We start from the raw sequence: 16,038 nt of genomic DNA, 5'->3' as shown, positions 1-16,038 counted from the left end.
CCCCACGGCAGCGTGGCCGCCTGAAGAGTGCCTGAACGGGCCGACTGGCAGCACCGGAAGGCGGCGCGGCGAGCCAATTGACCTCGAACAGCTCCGGTCGCGACCGGGGCTGTTCCCAGAGCGACATCGGGATATCTCTGGCCCGGCCTGAGGTCTACCGAACATTGTCCCCGTAGGTGGTGGGTGCCAACATGATATCGAGGCGCCAGCCAATGATAACGAGTCCATCATGACCGTCCAGACCGTGAACCCCAACCGTCGCCTGCGCGGCAAGCCCCGTGGTCGCGAACTCGACCTCGGTGAGTTCGACGCCCTGCGTCGGCTGCTCGGCGACGAGCGCGAGCAGCCGACGCTGCGCCGGCGCGATCTGTTGATCGAACACCTCCACGCCATCCAGGACGCCCGTGGCCACCTGCCACTGGCGGCTCTGCGCGCCCTGGCCGCCTACATGAGCCTGCCCATGGCGGCGGTCTACGAGACGGCAACCTTCTACGCCCACTTCGACGTGGTCCACGACGATCAGACCGCACCGCCGGCGGTCACCGTGCGCGTTTGCGACTCGCTCTCCTGCCAGCTGACCGGCGCGGCCGCCCTCAAGGCCGAACTCGAAGCCGGCTTCGACCCGGCGGAGGTGCGCGTGGTACGTGCCCCCTGCATGGGACGCTGCGAGACGGCACCGGTGGTGGAGGTGGGCCACCGCCACCTTGGCCATGCCACCTCGCCGGCGGTCGAAGCGGCGATCGACGCTGGCGATCTGCATCCGGAGCCGATCGACTGGCCGCGCCTGGACGCCTACCGCGCTGCCGGCGGCTACGCCTTGCTGGAAGCTTGCCGAGCCGGGCGCGTCACGGTGGAAACGCTGATGGCCGAGCTGGAGGCGGCCAACCTGCGTGGCCTTGGGGGAGCCGGCTTCCCGACCTTCAAGAAGTGGTATTTCGTCCGCCAGGAGGCGGGACCGCGCTATTGCGTGATCAACGCCGATGAGGGCGAGCCCGGTACCTTCAAGGACCGCTACTACCTCGAGCGCGAGCCGCACCGTTTCCTCGAAGGGGCGCTGGTCAGCGCCTGGGCGGTGGAGGCGGAGGCGCTCTACGTCTATCTGCGCGACGAGTACCCCGGGTTGCGCCGGGTGCTCGCCGAGGCGATCGCCGAACTGGAGGCGGCCGGTCTGATCGAGCCGGGGTACGTGGTGCTGCGCCGCGGCGCCGGCGCCTACATCTGCGGCGAGGAGTCGGCGCTGATCGAGTCGCTGGAGGGCAAACCCGGCAAGCCGCGCCATCGCCCGCCCTTCGTTGCCCAGAAGGGGCTCTTCGACCGTCCGACGCTGGTCAACAACGTGGAGACCGTCTACTGGATCCCGGGGATCCACGAGCACGGCGCGGCATGGTTCGCCGACCAGGGGCGACACGGGCGCAGTGGCCTTCGCAGCTTCTCGGTCTCCGGGCGGGTGAAGCGCCCCGGCGTACACCTGGCGCCGGCCGGGATCACCCTGAACGAGCTGATCGAAGAATACTGTGGCGGCATGGCCGAGGGCCATCGCCTCGCCGGCTACCTTCCGGGGGGTGCCTCCGGTGGCATCCTGCCGGCGAGCAAGGCGGACATCCCGCTCGATTTCGACACCTTGCAGGCGGAAGGCTGCTTCATCGGATCGGCGGCACTCATCGTTCTCTCGGACCAGGACGATCTGCGCGGCGTGGCTACCAACCTGCTGGCCTTCTTCGCTGACGAGTCGTGCGGGCAGTGCACGCCGTGCCGTGTCGGCAGCGAGAAGATGCTGACGCTGCTCGAGCGCGATGCCTGGGATGCCGGTGCGCTCGAGCGCCTCGCCCAGGTGATGATGGACGCCTCCATCTGCGGACTGGGGCAGGCGGCACCCAACCCGGTGCTGGGACTGCTCAAGGACTTCCGCGGCGAACTGGCCGCCCAGAATCTGATCATCAAGGGGTGAAATGATGAGCGACACGAGCTTCACCCTGACCCTAGACGGCATCGAGGTCCGCGCCCGCCCCGGCGAGACGCTGTGGCAGGTGGCCAAGCGCGCCGGCGAGACCATTCCTCATCTGTGCTTCAAGGACGCCCCCGGCTACCGCGCCGACGGCAACTGCCGAGCCTGCATGGTCGAGGTCGAGGGCGAGCGCGTGCTGGCCGCGAGCTGCATCCGCGAGGCGCGCCCTGACATGGTGGTCAGGAGCCACTCTTCCGAGCGTGCCCGCGTGGCCCGCGAGGGCGTGCTGGAATTGCTCGCCGTCGACCAGCCCGAGCGCGAGGCGAGTCCCGATCGTTCGAGCCACTTCTGGGCCATGGCCGATCAACTCACCGTGGACGCCACGGCGGTGCGCGAGTGGCTGCCGCAGCACGTCGAGCGCGCCACGCCCACCGTGCAGCATGTCGCCCCGCGTGATGGTGCCCTGAGCCATGCCCAAGGGCATGACGGCAGCCATTCGGCGATGCGCGTCAACCTCGACGCCTGCATCGAGTGCAACCTCTGCGTGCGCGCCTGCCGGGAGGTGCAGGTCAACGACGTCATCGGCCTGGCCCACCGCGGTTCGGCGGCCAAGATCGTCTTCGACTTCGACGACCCCATGGGCGACAGCACCTGCGTGGCCTGCGGCGAGTGCGTCCAGGCCTGCCCCACCGGGGCGCTGATGCCGGCGACCCTGGTCGACGAGCAGGGCCGGGGCGACTCCGCCGTGGCGGATCGCCGGGTCGACTCCGTCTGCCCCTACTGCGGCGTGGGCTGCCAGCTCACCTATCACGTGAAGGATGACGGCATCCTGTTCGTCGAGGGCAAGAATGGCCCGGCCAACCAGGAGCGGCTGTGCGTGAAGGGGCGCTTCGGCTTCGACTACCCCAATCACGCGGCGCGCCTGACCACCCCGCTGATTCGCCGCGACGGCGTGGCCAAGGGACTCGACCCGGACTTCGACCCCGCCCAGCCGCTGACCCATTTCCGCGAGGCGAGCTGGGAGGAGGCGCTGGACCTGGCCGCCCAGGGACTCGTCGACCTCAAGGCCGCCCAGGGGCCCGAGACGCTGGCCGGCTTCGGCAGCGCCAAGTGTTCCAACGAGGAGGCTTGGCTGTTCCAGAAGCTGGTGCGCACGGGCTTCGGCTCCAACAACGTCGATCACTGCACGCGGCTGTGCCATGCCAGCTCGGTGGCGGCGCTCATGGAGTGCATCGGCTCCGGTGCGGTGACCGCGTCGTTCATGCAGGCGGCCAACGCTGACGTGGTGATTCTCACCGGCTGCAACCCGGCGGTGAACCACCCGGTGGCGGCCACCTTCTTCAAGCAGGCCGCCAAGCGCGGCACCAAGTTCATCGTGCTCGACCCGCGCGGCCAGGCTCTGGACGCCTATGCCCATCTCAGTGTGCGCTTCACGCCGGGGGCCGATGTCTCGCTGTTCAACGCGTTGCTCAACGTCATCGTTAGCGAGGGGCTCTACGACGAGGATTACATCGCCGAGCACACCGAGGGCTTCGAGGCGCTCAAGGCGCACGTGGCCGAGATGACCCCCGAGTCGATGGCGCCGGCCTGCGGCGTCGATCCGGCCACCATCCGCGAAGTGGCGCGCCTCTACGCCACGGCCGAGCGGGCGATGATCTTCTGGGGCATGGGGATCTCCCAGCATGTTCACGGCACCGACAACGCGCGCTGCTTGATCTCTCTGGCGCTGGCCTGCGGCCACACCGGTCGGCCCGGCACCGGGCTGCACCCGCTGCGCGGCCAGAACAACGTGCAGGGTGCCTCCGACGCCGGTCTGATCCCCATGGTGCTGCCGGACTACCAGCCGGTCGGCGATGCCCAGTTGCGCGCCGCCTTCGAGGAGCTGTGGAACGCCCCGCTGGACGAGCAGCCGGGCTTGACCGTGGTGGAGATCGTGCACGCCATCCACGACGGCACCATCCGCGGCATGTACATTCAGGGCGAGAACCCGGCGATGTCCGATCCCGACCTGGATCACGCCCGGGCGGCGCTGGCCAAGCTCGAGCACCTGGTGGTGCAGGACCTCTTCGTCACCGAGACGGCACAGTTCGCCGACGTCATCCTGCCGGCCTCCAGCTGGTCGGAGAAGGAGGGCACCGTCACCAACACCAACCGCCAGGTGCAGCTCGGTCGGGCCGCGGTGTCGCTGCCCGGTGAGGCCAAGCCCGACTGGTGGATCATCCAGGAGATCGCCCGGCGTTTCGGCCTCGACTGGCGCTATGCGCACCCTCGCGAGGTCTTCGCGGAGATGAAGCGAGGCATGCCCTCGCTCGACCACATTACCTGGGAGCGGCTCGAGCGCGAGCATTCGGTCTCCTATCCCTGTCCGGCCGACGACGCCCCCGGTGCCGACGTGGTGTTCTCCGACGCCTTTCCCACCGCCAGCGGCAAGGCCAGGTTCTCGCCGACCCTGCCGCTGCCGCCGGACGAGCCGATCGACGCCGACTACCCGGTGGTGCTGACCACCGGCCGCCAGCTGGAGCACTGGCACACCGGCTCCATGACGCGCCGCGCGCGCGTGCTCGACGACCTCGAGCCGGCGGCGGTGGCGAGCCTTGCCCCGGCGGAAGCGCGCCACCTGGATGTGGCGCCCGGCGAACCGATCACCATCACCACCCGGCGCGGCAGCATCACCCTGGCGGCGCGCGTCGACCCGGCCATGCCGGAGGGTATGGTATTCGTGCCGTTCTGTTACGCCGAGGCGGCCGCCAACGTGCTGACCAATCCGGCGCTGGACCCCTTCGGCAAGATTCCCGAGTTCAAATACGCGGCGGCACGGCTGTCGAGGGCAGCGACCGCCGAGCCGAATGAAACTGTCGAATCGCGGTAAAGGGAGGGCTGGGTATGATGATCGCTGAGTTGGTCGATGGCGACGACTTTCGCCAGCGGCTGGTGGCGCTGGGGGTGCGCATTCCCGACGGCGCCTGCCCCGAGACCTGCGCGCGCATGGCGCGGCTGATGCACGAGCAGGTGGGTGTCGAGGGGCTGGTGGCGCTGGTGGCCGAGCTCGAGGCGCAGCGCGAGGTGATGTTGCCTTCGGTGCGCAACGCCCTGGAGCAGTTCCTGGTGCCGGTAGTGGCAGGGGGCGCGAAACCGTGAGAGTGACCCCGCCGCAAGGGTGGGGCCGCTATCCTTTCAGCCCTGTACCACCTGCAGCGACGGGGCGCTGTGGTTGAGGTTCTCCCGCAGCCGCTCGCTGTACCAGTCGATGAAGTCGATCACCCCGAACTCGTAGGTCTCGGAGTAGGGACCGGGCTCATAGGCCCTGGAGTTGATGCCGCGCTGGTTCTCTTCGGCGAGGCGGCGGTCCTGATCGTTGGTGGCATCCCACACGTGGCGCATCCGCTCGGGATGGTAGTCCACGCCCTCCACGGCATCCTTGTGTACCAGCCACTTGGTGGTGACCACCGTCTGCTGGGGACCCAACGGCATGACGCGGAAGACCACGGCGTGGTCGCCCATGAAGTGGTTCCAGGAATTGGGCAGATGCAGGATGCGCAGCGATCCCATATCGGGGTTCGAGAGGCGTCCCATCAGCTTCTGGCACGCCGGCTTGCCATCCAGGGTCATGGAGACGGTGCCGTTGAGCATTGGGGTACGGGTCAGGCGGTTGCGCTTGCCGAAACGCTTGAGCTGCCAAGGCACCTGCTGGGCATCCCATTCGGCCTGCTTGCGTGCAACGAGTGCCTTGTAGGCCGGGGTGGCACGCGGGTCGTCGGTGTCGTCGAACTCCTGCAGGGAATTGAGCAGCTCAGGGTGGGCGCCATTGCAGTGATAGCACTCGCGGTTGTTTTCGATGACCAGCTTCCAGTTGGCCTGTTCGACGATGGAGGACTCTACGGCCACCTTGACGTTGGTCATGTCGTAGGGTTCCAGGTAGTGCTCCAGCGTGTCCAGGAAGTCGTCGACGGCCGGTGGGGTTTCGCTCAGGTTGATGAAAATGAAGCCCCCGGCACACTTCACATGGACCGGCTTGAGGCCGTAGGCGGCGAGGTCGAAGCTATCGCCCATGTCGCTGCCCGCGAACAGCAGGCGGCCGTCCAGCTCGTAGGTCCACTGGTGGTAGGGGCAGACCAGCTTGGCCACCTTGCCCTTGTCCTTCATGCACAGTCTCGAACCGCGATGGCGACAGACGTTGTGGAAGGCATGCACCTGCCCCTCGTGACCGCGCACGATGACGATCGGGTTGCTGGCGACATCGAGCGTCATGAAGTTGCCCTTGGCGGGTATCTCGCAGGTCATGCCAGCGAATAGCCACTCCTTCTCGAAGATCTCTTGCATGTCGAGATCGAACAGCCTGGCATCGTTATAGAACGGCTGGGGTAGCGAAAAGTTGCGGACCCTCGACTGCAACATGTCGGCAGTCGCCTCGCGTGCCTTGGCCAAGGGGTCGTCCAGTTCGTGAGTCGCTATCAGGTTCATACCGAATATCCTTTTGAACGCCGCCTCCCCGCGAGGACGGCGATACGATCATGGGTTGCTGTTGTTGTCGTGAGCGGATTGGCATTGACGCATGGAACAACCTGGCGTCCGTATTTTTCGGCGATTGTGGTGCATGTCCGACGCTGCCAGATGTCTGTTCACGACCTCGGATGATGCAACGGCGACCAGGCAGCTGTATCTCCGCCAGGGAATGGGTGCGGAAGGCATGCGCATGTCGCAAACAGGCAAGCCAGATATTCAGTGCGTACTCAGAATGCGGACGTGAAAAGGCGCTGGACCGTGTGCACGTTACGGACCGGTGGAGGCATAGCCACGGCACTGCCAGGCAGAGACGACGATGACAATGAATTTTTTCAACCCGGTCACGACCCAAACCTGGACCAATGGGCGTCATGCGGTCCGCTGCGTCAAGGTGATCCAGGAAACCTGGGATGTACGGACTTTCTGCTTCATGGCAGAGCAGCCGGTACTGTTCTTTTTCAAACCGGGCCAGTTCGTGACGTTGGAGTTGGAAATCGATAACGAGCCGACGATGCGCTCGTACACCATCTCCAGTTCGCCATCCATACCCTACAGCTTTTCGATCACGGTCAAGCGGATACCGGGGGGCAAAGTATCCAACTGGATACACGAGAACCTCAAGGTCGGCGATGAGCTGGTGGTGCACGGGCCGGTAGGCAATTTCAATTCGATCGACTTTCCTGCCGATAAGGTCTTGTTTCTTTCCGGCGGTGTAGGCATCACTCCACTGATGTCGATGACGCGTTGGCTCTTCGATACCAATGCCAATGTCGATGTCGAATTCGTCCATAGCGCCAGGGCTCCCCGCGATGTCATTTACCATCGTGAGCTGGTGCATATGTTCTCTCGGATACCCGAGTTCAAATTGCACATCGTTTGCGAAAGCAAGGATGATATTGGCGAGGCTTGGGCCGGTTACCGTGGCTACTTGAATCAGCAGATGCTGGAGTTGATGGTGCCCGATTACCTCGAAAGGGAGGTTTTCTGTTGCGGCCCTGCACCGTACATGAATGCCATCAAGAATATCCTGCGCAGCAATGGCTTCGACATGAGCCATTACCATGAAGAGTCTTTCGTAGCCACGCCGTCGGACGTTCGTGAAGACGTTCTGGAACTGGCCGAGCAGGCCGAGGCGGAAGCCGAGGACATCGATTACGAAGACCTGATCAGCGTCGAGTTTGCCGGGTCGGGAAAAAGCGTGCGCATTCAGCCGGGCGAGACGGTGCATGCGGCTGCATCGAAGCTCGGTCTGCATATTCCCAAGGCCTGCGGAATGGGGATATGCGGCACCTGTCGGGTCGGACTGAAGTCGGGTGACGTGGAGATGGATCACAACGGTGGCATTACCGACGAGGACATCGACGAAGGGTATATTCTTTCCTGTTGCAGCAAGCCGTTGGGCGATGTGGTAGTGGATTACTGAGCCGTGACGGCAGCAGGGTGCGGCTGGCGCGATTATGGCCGCCAAGTTGTCGCATCCGTTCAATCTTCGTGTTTCGGCATCCGCTATCAATAGCGGGTGGCAGAGTCGGCCGCTCGGGCGATTCCGGCGTGTTGGCCTGTCTCGCTCGATGATGACGGTGTCGTTTTCAGAATACCGCGCGCCCCCTTTTCGCCTATCGTTGAACAGCCACTTCCCAGGGTGATGTCATGAACGCCAACAACCTTACGACAGCCGACCCCCAGATTGCCGCCGCCATCGCCGACGAGGTGGCGCGTCAGGAGGCCCACATCGAGCTGATCGCCTCCGAGAACTACGCCAGCCCTCAGGTGATGGAGGCTCAGGGCAGCCAACTGACCAACAAGTACGCCGAGGGTTATCCAGGCAAACGCTACTATGGCGGCTGCGAGCACGTCGATGCGGTCGAGCGGCTGGCCATCGAGCGGGCCTGCGCGCTGTTCGGTGCCGACTACGCCAACGTCCAGCCCCACTCCGGTGCCCAGGCCAACGCCGCAGCCTTCATGGCCCTGGTCTCCCCGGGCGACACCGTGCTGGGCATGAGCCTGGCCCATGGTGGCCACCTGACCCACGGCGCCGCACCCAACTTCTCCGGCAAGTACTACCACGCCGTTCAGTACGGCCTGAATACGGAGACCGGCGAGATCGACTACGACGAGGTCGAGCGCCTGGCCAACGAGCACCGGCCCAAGCTGATCATCGCCGGCTTCTCGGCGTACTCCCGGGTCATCGACTGGCGGCGTTTCCGCGACATCGCCGACGAAGTGGGTGCCTGGCTGATGGTCGACATGGCTCATGTGGCGGGCCTGATCGCGGCCGGCCACTATCCGAGCCCGCTGCCCCACGCCCACGTGGTGACCACCACCACCCACAAGACCCTGCGCGGTCCGCGCGGCGGCCTGATTCTCTCCGCCAGCGGCGACGAGACGCTCTACAAGAAGCTCAACGGGGCGGTCTTTCCCGGCCAGCAGGGCGGTCCGCTGATGCACGTCATCGCCGCCAAGGCGGTGGCCTTTCGCGAGGCCATGAGTCAGGACTTCGTGCGCTACCAGGCCCAGGTCATCGACAATGCCCGGGCCATGGCCGGCGTCTTCGTCGACCGTGGCTTCGAGGTGGTTTCCGGCGGTACCGACGACCATCTCTTTCTGGTCTCGTTGATCAAGCAGGGCGTGACCGGCAAGGACGCGGACGCCGCCCTGGGCCGCGCCCACATCACCGTCAACAAGAACGCCGTGCCGGGCGACCCGCAAAGCCCCTTCGTGACGTCCGGGCTGCGTATCGGCACTCCGGCCGTGACCACCCGCGGCTTCGGCCAGACGGAGTGCGAAACGCTGGCCGGTTGGATCTGCGACATCCTCGACGTCCTGGCGCTGGGCGCCGACACCACCGGAGTCGAGATCGAAGTGCGCGGCAAGGTGGCCGAGTTGTGTGCTCGCCATCCCGTCTATGCCCAGGCGACCGCCGCGGCCGGCACGTCCATCGCGTGAGTCCGTTCCCCGCCGGTACCCCCGGCGGGGCCCTCGAGGAGTAGATCCCTATGCAACGTTATTCAGGCTTCGGGCTGGTCAAGCACGCGCTGAGCCACCACGAGAACTGGCAGCGCCAGTGGCGCAATCCCACGCCCAAGAAAGCGTACGACGTCATCATCGTCGGCGGCGGTGGCCATGGCCTGGCCACCGCCTACTACCTGGCCAAGGAACACGGCATCAGGAACGTTGCCGTGATCGAGAAGGGCTGGCTGGGCGGCGGCAACACCGCGCGCAATACCACCATCGTGCGCTCCAACTACTTGTGGGACGAGGCGGCAGCCCTCTACGAGCACTCCATGAAGCTGTGGGAGGGCCTGTCCCAGGACCTCAACTACAACGTCATGTTCTCCCAGCGCGGCGTCTTGAACCTTGGCCACACCCTGCAGGACATGCGCGACATCCAGCGCCGGGTCAACGCCAATCGGCTGAACGGTATCGACAGCGAGGTGCTGGATACCCAGGGCGTCCAGGCGTTGGTGCCGATCATGGACTGCTCCAAGAACGCCCGCTATCCGGTGCTCGGCGCCTCCTGGCAGCCGCGCGCCGGCGTGGCCCGGCACGACGCCGTGGCCTGGGGCTTCGCCCGCGGTGCCGATGCCCACGGAGTGGACATCCTGCAGCAGACCGAGGTCACCGGCTTCAAGATCCGCGACGGTCAGGTGTACGGCGTGCACACCAATCGTGGCGACATCGAGGCCAAGACCGTCGGCTGCGTGGCGGCCGGCAACTCGGGGGTGCTGGCGAAGATGGCCGGCCTCAAGCTGCCGCTGGAGTCGCACCCGCTGCAGGCACTGGTCTCCGAGCCGCTAAAGCCGGTGCTCGACACCGTGGTGATGTCCAACCACGTGCACGGCTACATCAGCCAGACCGACAAGGGCGACCTGGTCATCGGCGCCGGCATCGACGGCTACAACGGCTATGGTCAGCGCGGCAGCTATCCGACCGTGGAGCACACCCTGCAGGCCATCGTCGAGATGTTCCCGATCTTCTCCCGGGTGCGCATGAACCGCCAGTGGGGCGGCATCGTCGATACCTGTCCCGACGCCTGCCCGATCCTCTCCAAGACCAAGGTCAAGGGGCTCTACTTCAACTGCGGCTGGGGCACCGGTGGCTTCAAGGCGACGCCGGGGTCGGCGCACGTATTCGCCGCCAGCCTGGCCAAGGGTGAGATGCATCCGCTGGCCGCGCCGTTCTCTATCGACCGTTTCCATACCGGAGCGCTGGTCGATGAGCACGGCGCCGCCGGCGTGGCCCATTGAGAACAACGTGAGGACAGGCGCTTCGAGATGCGCGCCGGGGGCAAGGCGAAGCGAGGGTCTTTTGCCATGGATGGCAAAAGTAGCGCCCAGGGATGGGTTCACAGCGCCCTCGCGCAGACTTGTCGCCGGAGAAGCTCATCGGATCCGGAGTGAAAGTCTCTCCAAGGGAGAACCACCATGCTTCATATCTACTGCCCCTACTGCGGCGAGACCCGCGAGGAAGAGGAATTCCACCCCAAGGGCCAGGCGCACATCGCTCGCCCGGCGGACCCCGAAGCGTGCTCGGATGAAGAGTGGGGCGACTATTTGTTCTTCCGCGACAATCCCCGCGGCATCCACCACGAGCTGTGGGTGCACGCCGTAGGCTGCCGCAAGTTCTTCAACGTCACCCGCAACACCGTGACCTACGAGATCCTCGAGACCTACAAGATGGGCGAACGGCCGACGATCACCGCCGAGCACCCCGAAGGCCGGCCGGCCGACGCCACCGCCCAGCAGACATCGCTTCGTGACGGAGTCCGCGCATGAGCCAGTTCAATCGTCTCACCCAGGGCGGCCGCATCGACCGTTCTCGCAAGCTGAGCTTCACCTTTAACGGCAAGGCCTATGAGGGGCATACCGGGGATACCCTGGCCTCGGCGCTGCTCGCCAACGGCGTCGACATCGTCAATCGCAGCTTCAAGTACTCGCGGCCTCGCGGCATCGTCGCCGCTGGCGCCGAGGAGCCCAATGCGGTGGTCCAGCTCGGCACCACCGAGGCGGCCCAGGTGCCCAACGTGCGCGCGACCCAGCAGGCGCTTTACGATGGCCTCGAGGCATGCAGCACCAACGGCTGGCCCAACGTCCAGCGCGACCTGATGAGCCTGGTCGGCAAGCTGGGCGGCCAGTTCATGCCGCCGGGCTTCTACTACAAGACCTTCATGGCTCCGGCCTCGCTGTGGATGACCTACGAGAAGGTCATCCGCAAAGGGGCGGGACTGGGGCGCAGCCCCATGGAGCACGATCCGGACAGCTACGACCACCTCAACCAGCACTGCGACCTGTTGGTGATCGGCGCCGGCCCGGCCGGCTTGGCGGCGGCGCTCACCGCGGCGCGTGCCGGTGCCCGGGTGATCCTGTGTGACGAGCAGGAGGAGCTGGGCGGTTCGCTGCTCGATACCCGCGAGTTGCTCGATGACCGGCCCGCCGCCCAGTGGGCCGAGCAGGTGATCGCCCAACTCACCGAGTGCGACAACGTCACATTGCTGGCCCGCACCACCGCCAATGGCTACCACGACCATCACTTCGTGACCCTGCACGAGCGGCGTACCGAACACCTCGGCGAGACCGCGCCCACCGTGGACGGTCATCGCCCCTCCCGCTCGCGCATGCACCGCGTGCGTGCCGGCCAGGTGCTGCTCGCCACCGGTGCCCACGAGCGACCGCTGGTCTACGCGGGCAACGACGTGCCGGGCAACCTGGTGGCCGGGGCGGTCGCCACTTACATCCGCCGCTACGGGGTGGTGCCGGGCAACAAGCTGGTGCTCTCCACCAGCAACGACTACGCCTACCGCGCCGCTCTGGATTGGCTCGAGGCCGGCCGCGAGGTAGTGGCCATCGTCGATGCGCGCCGCAACCCGGACGGTGAGCTGGTCGAGCAGGCCCGTGCCCGCGGCATTCGCATCATCGAAGGCGCGGCGGTGCTCGAGGCCAAGGGAGACAAGCGCGTCAGCGGCGCCCGTGTTGCCACCATCGATGCCGAAGCTTTCAGGGTCACCGGTCAGGCCGAGACCCTGGCCTGCGATACCATTGCCAGCTCCGGCGGCTATAGCCCGGTGATCCATCTGGCTTCCCACACCGGCGCCCGGCCGACCTGGAACGACGAGATCCTCGGTTTCGTGCCCGGCCTGGTGAAGGGCGTGCACGCTGCCGGCAGCGCCCGCGGCGTGCATGACCTGGCCGAGGGCATGGCCGACGGCATGGCCAAGGCGTGCGAGGCGCTGACAGCGCTGGGCAGGTCCGCCGACACCATCGAGCTGCCCCGGGCCGACGCCATCCGCGAAGGCAAGGCCTGCGCGCTCTACCATGTGCCCCACGAGAAGCCGACCCTGCGCGGGCCCAAGCAGTTCGTCGACCTGCAGAACGACGTGACCGCGGCGGCCATCGAACTCGCCACCCGCGAGGGCTTCGAATCCATCGAGCACGTCAAGCGCTACACCGCCATGGGCTTCGGTACCGACCAGGGCAAGCTCGGCAACATCAACGGCATGGCCATCGCCGCGCGCTGCCTGGGCAAGACGATCCCCGAGGTGGGCACCACGGTGTTCCGCCCCAACTACACCCCGGTCACCTTCGGCGCCATCGTCGGTCGCCATTGTCTCGAGCTGTTCGACCCAGAGCGTTACACGGCCTTGCACCAGTGGCACGTTGAGCACGGCGCCGAGTTCGAGGACGTGGGCCAGTGGAAGCGCCCCTGGTATTTTCCCAAAGCCCGCGCTGGCGCCGTCAACGGCGAACGCGAGAGCATGGCGGAAGCGGTGGCTCGGGAGTGTCGGGCGGTGCGCGAGGCGGTGGGCATTCTCGACGCCTCGACGCTCGGCAAGATCGACATCCAGGGCCCCGACGCCCGGGAGTTCCTGGGGCGGGTCTACACCAACAAGTGGGCCAAGTTGGTCCCCGGCCGCGTCCGCTACGGTCTGATGTGCAAGGACGACGGCATGGTGTTCGACGACGGCACCACCAGTTGCCTGGGCGAGAACCACTTTCTGATGACCACCACCACCGGCGGCGCGGCCACGGTGCTGGAGTGGCTGGAGATCTGGCACCAGACCGAGTGGCCGGAGCTGGAGGTCTACTTCAACTCGGTGACCGACCATTGGGCGACCATGACCATCACCGGGCCGGAGGCGCGCAAGTTGCTGGCCGAAATAACGGACATGGACCTGGATCGTGAGTCCTTCAAGTTCATGGATTGGCGCGAGGGCGTCGTCGCCGGGGTGCCGGCGCGGGTGTTCCGCATCTCCTTCACCGGCGAGCTGGCCTTCGAGATCAATGTCCAGGCCAACTATGCCCTGCACGTATGGGAGACGCTGTTCGCCCATGGCGACAAGTACGGCCTGACGCCCTACGGAACGGAGACGATGCACGTCTTGAGGGCGGAAAAGGGGTTCATCATCGCCGGTCAGGACACCGACGGTTCGGTGACCCCGGAGGACCTGGGCATGCAGTGGGCGATCGGCTACGACAAGCCGTTCTCCTGGATCGGCAAGCGGGCTCTGTCACGTCCCGACACCGCTCGCAGCGACCGCAAGCAGCTGGTGGGCCTCCGGCCCAAGGATCCCCAAGTGGTGCTGGAGGAGGGTGCCCAGATCGTCTTCGATCCCCATCATGCCATCCCCATGCCCATGGTGGGGCATGTGACCTCCAGCTATTACAGCCCGACCCTGGACTCAGGCTTCGCCCTGGCCGTGGTCAAGGGCGGTCAGCAGAAGATGGGCGAGAGCGTCTATCTGTCCATGGCCGACGGCCAGGTCCATGAGGCCGAAATCGTCAGCCCGATCTTCGTCGACCCCAAGGGAGAGCGCCAGAATGTCTAATACCGCTGCCGAGAAGGTCAGAACCTTCGATACCCGCACCCAAGCCAAGATTCCGGTGGAATCGCCGCTGGCCTACTCCTATCGCCGCTCGGGGGCGCCGGCGCCCACCGCCAAGAGCCGGGTGGTGCTGCGCGAGCGGCCCTTCCTGGGTCACCTGGTGCTGCGTGGCGGGGCCATCGTCCTCGACGAGGCGGTCCGCGAGGTGCTCGGCATCCCGCTGCCCGGCGAGCCCCAGGGCCTGGTCCACGACGCCGATGGCCAGCGCTCCATCCAGTGGATCTCCCCGGACGAGTGGTTGGTCATCGTGCCCGGTGGCGAGGAGTTCGCGCTGGAGAACCGGTTGCGCGCGGTCCTGGGCGACGCCCACTTCGCGATCAGCAACGTCAGCGGGGGGCAGACTCTGGTCGAGCTGACGGGCGAGGCGGCCCGCGAGCTGCTGATGAAATCGGTGATCTACGATGTGCACCCGAGCCACTTCCCGGTGGGCAAGGGCGTCACCACCGTCTTCGCCAAGGCCACGGTGATCCTGCGCCGACCGACGGAAACCCGCTGGGAGCTGGTGGTGCGCCGCAGCTTTGCCGACTACACCTATCGCTGGCTTCTGGACGCGGGCGAGGAGTACGGCATCGGCGTCGAGCGCTGATCCGAGGGCTTTCCAGGCCGGGGTTTGCTCCCGGCCTGCTTCATCAGGAGACTCGCCATGAGCCGTAGTGCCGATACCTGGATTCTCACCGCCCAGTGCCCGAGCCGCCTGGGCACCGTCGATGTGGTCACTCGATTCCTGAAGGAAAGGCGCTGTTACATCACCGAGCAGCACTCCTTCGACGATCGCCACGGCGAGCGCTTCTTCATCCGCACCGAGTTCCGGCCTCAGGACCCCGACTTCGATGCGCAGGCCTTCCAGGCCGTCTTCGCGCCCCGGGCCGCGGCGTTCGAGATGGTCTTCGAGCTGACCGCGCCGGAGGCACGCACGCCGGTGGTGATCATGGTCTCCAAGGCCGATCACTGCCTCAACGACCTTTTGTATCGTTACCGCACCGGGCAGTTGCCCATCGACATCCGGGCCGTGGTCTCCAACCACCCGGATCTGCAGTCACTGGCCGACTGGCATGGCTTGCCCTATTACCATTTCCCGATCACGCCCGAGACCAAGGCCGAGCAGGAGGCCCAGGTCTGGCAGGTGATCGAAGAAACCGGAGCGGAGCTGGTGATCCTGGCTCGCTACATGCAAGTGCTGTCCAGCGAGATGTGCGAGCGGCTCGCCGGCCGGGCGATCAACATCCACCACTCCCTGCTGCCGGGTTTCAAGGGTGCCAAGCCCTACCATCAGGCCTACGAGAAGGGCGTCAAGCTGGTCGGCGCTACCGCTCACTACATCAATGACGATCTCGACGAGGGGCCGATCATCACCCAGGGCGTTGAGCCGGTCAGCCATGCCGACTACCCGGAGGACCTGGTGGCCAAGGGGCGCGACGTGGAATGTCTGACCCTGGCCAGAGCCGTGGCTTACCACCTCGAGCGGCGGGTATTCCTGCACGCCAAACGCACGGTGGTATTCGCCAAGTAACGCGGAAGCCTGCCTGCGCTCGAGCATGTGGCGTTCGGTGCGGAGTGCGCCATCGGTCTCTCGGTGTCCTCGTCGGTTGCGTGGCATCGGGGCGATGGCGCTCTGCCGTCTTGTTGAGCGTGCTCAAAAAAGAGCCGTTTGCCCATGCAAATGAGAGGTCTTCCATTGTAGCTGTGAGTGATAATATTTATCATGTCTCTG

Annotated in this window: 11 protein-coding genes; 10 read left to right on the top strand and 1 reads right to left on the bottom strand. The window is 65.9% G+C overall.

Annotation, left to right across the window (positions count from 1 at the left end; genetic code table 11):
* Positions 1–229: 229 nt before the first annotated feature.
* The 3 genes from BLP96_RS06265 to BLP96_RS06255 are packed head-to-tail and all read left to right on the top strand — an operon-like array spanning position 230 to position 5,083.
* Positions 230–1,948, top strand: coding sequence for an NADH-ubiquinone oxidoreductase-F iron-sulfur binding region domain-containing protein (locus BLP96_RS06265; protein WP_089684248.1), 1,719 nt, complete (start codon positions 230–232; stop codon positions 1,946–1,948).
* Between the two features lie 4 nt (positions 1,949–1,952).
* A complete protein-coding gene (fdhF, locus tag BLP96_RS06260) occupies positions 1,953–4,814 on the top strand; it encodes a formate dehydrogenase subunit alpha (RefSeq protein WP_089684673.1) in 2,862 nt (953 codons plus the stop codon).
* A gap of 14 nt (positions 4,815–4,828) precedes the next feature.
* Positions 4,829–5,083 carry a hypothetical protein gene (locus BLP96_RS06255; protein ID WP_089684246.1) on the top strand — a complete coding sequence of 85 codons (255 nt, stop codon included), beginning with the start codon at positions 4,829–4,831 and terminating at the stop codon, positions 5,081–5,083.
* 36 nt (positions 5,084–5,119) lie between these two features.
* Here the strand turns inward: BLP96_RS06255 and BLP96_RS06250 are convergent, their stop codons facing one another.
* Positions 5,120–6,406: an aromatic ring-hydroxylating oxygenase subunit alpha gene (locus BLP96_RS06250; RefSeq protein WP_089684244.1), complete on the bottom strand. Its 1,287-nt coding sequence runs from the start codon at positions 6,404–6,406 to the stop codon at positions 5,120–5,122.
* A 358-nt stretch (positions 6,407–6,764) separates the two neighbouring features.
* On the opposite strand from BLP96_RS06250, the gene BLP96_RS06245 reads away from it, so the two are divergent.
* From BLP96_RS06245 to purU, 7 genes are all read left to right on the top strand, one after another.
* Complete coding sequence (locus BLP96_RS06245) at positions 6,765–7,871, top strand: FAD-binding oxidoreductase (protein WP_089684242.1); 1,107 nt, start codon at positions 6,765–6,767, stop codon at positions 7,869–7,871.
* A gap of 227 nt (positions 7,872–8,098) precedes the next feature.
* Complete coding sequence (glyA, locus tag BLP96_RS06240) at positions 8,099–9,394, top strand: serine hydroxymethyltransferase (protein ID WP_089684240.1); 1,296 nt, start codon at positions 8,099–8,101, stop codon at positions 9,392–9,394.
* Between the two features lie 50 nt (positions 9,395–9,444).
* On the top strand, positions 9,445–10,695 hold the full coding sequence (locus BLP96_RS06235) for a sarcosine oxidase subunit beta family protein (protein ID WP_089684239.1): 1,251 nt from the start codon (positions 9,445–9,447) through the stop codon (positions 10,693–10,695).
* 177 nt (positions 10,696–10,872) lie between these two features.
* On the top strand, positions 10,873–11,223 hold the full coding sequence (locus tag BLP96_RS06230; protein ID WP_089684237.1) for a sarcosine oxidase subunit delta: 351 nt from the start codon (positions 10,873–10,875) through the stop codon (positions 11,221–11,223).
* Positions 11,220–14,270: a sarcosine oxidase subunit alpha family protein gene (locus tag BLP96_RS06225; protein ID WP_089684235.1), complete on the top strand. Its 3,051-nt coding sequence runs from the start codon at positions 11,220–11,222 to the stop codon at positions 14,268–14,270. The genes BLP96_RS06230 and BLP96_RS06225 overlap by 4 nt, the downstream gene beginning before the upstream one ends.
* Positions 14,263–14,913, top strand: a complete 651-nt coding sequence (locus BLP96_RS06220; RefSeq protein ID WP_089684233.1) for a sarcosine oxidase subunit gamma — start codon at positions 14,263–14,265, stop codon at positions 14,911–14,913. Before BLP96_RS06225 ends, BLP96_RS06220 begins: the two co-directional genes overlap by 8 nt.
* 57 nt (positions 14,914–14,970) lie before the next feature.
* Entirely contained in the window at positions 14,971–15,837 is an 867-nt protein-coding gene (gene purU, locus BLP96_RS06215) for a formyltetrahydrofolate deformylase (RefSeq protein ID WP_089684231.1), read from the top strand.
* Positions 15,838–16,038 lie beyond the last annotated feature (201 nt).

Source organism: Billgrantia gudaonensis (genome assembly GCF_900100195.1).
Classification (GTDB): Bacteria; Pseudomonadota; Gammaproteobacteria; order Pseudomonadales; family Halomonadaceae; genus Halomonas; species Halomonas gudaonensis.
Note: the sequence above shows the minus strand (reverse complement) of the source record. Positions and strands in the feature narration are given on the sequence as shown.

Excerpts from the sequence above, each read along its gene's own strand:
- fdhF (WP_089684673.1), top strand. The coding sequence starts at position 1,953 with ATGAGCGACACGAGCTTCACCCTGACCCTAGACGGCATCGAGGTCCGC.
- glyA (WP_089684240.1), top strand. The coding sequence starts at position 8,099 with ATGAACGCCAACAACCTTACGACAGCCGACCCCCAGATTGCCGCCGCC.
- BLP96_RS06230 (WP_089684237.1), top strand. The coding sequence starts at position 10,873 with ATGCTTCATATCTACTGCCCCTACTGCGGCGAGACCCGCGAGGAAGAG.
- BLP96_RS06235 (WP_089684239.1), top strand. The coding sequence starts at position 9,445 with ATGCAACGTTATTCAGGCTTCGGGCTGGTCAAGCACGCGCTGAGCCAC.
- BLP96_RS06255 (WP_089684246.1), top strand. The coding sequence starts at position 4,829 with ATGATGATCGCTGAGTTGGTCGATGGCGACGACTTTCGCCAGCGGCTG.
- BLP96_RS06245 (WP_089684242.1), top strand. The coding sequence starts at position 6,765 with ATGACAATGAATTTTTTCAACCCGGTCACGACCCAAACCTGGACCAAT.
- BLP96_RS06225 (WP_089684235.1), top strand. The coding sequence starts at position 11,220 with ATGAGCCAGTTCAATCGTCTCACCCAGGGCGGCCGCATCGACCGTTCT.
- BLP96_RS06265 (WP_089684248.1), top strand. The coding sequence starts at position 230 with ATGACCGTCCAGACCGTGAACCCCAACCGTCGCCTGCGCGGCAAGCCC.
- BLP96_RS06220 (WP_089684233.1), top strand. The coding sequence starts at position 14,263 with ATGTCTAATACCGCTGCCGAGAAGGTCAGAACCTTCGATACCCGCACC.
- BLP96_RS06250 (WP_089684244.1), bottom strand. The coding sequence starts at position 6,406 with ATGAACCTGATAGCGACTCACGAACTGGACGACCCCTTGGCCAAGGCA.
- purU (WP_089684231.1), top strand. The coding sequence starts at position 14,971 with ATGAGCCGTAGTGCCGATACCTGGATTCTCACCGCCCAGTGCCCGAGC.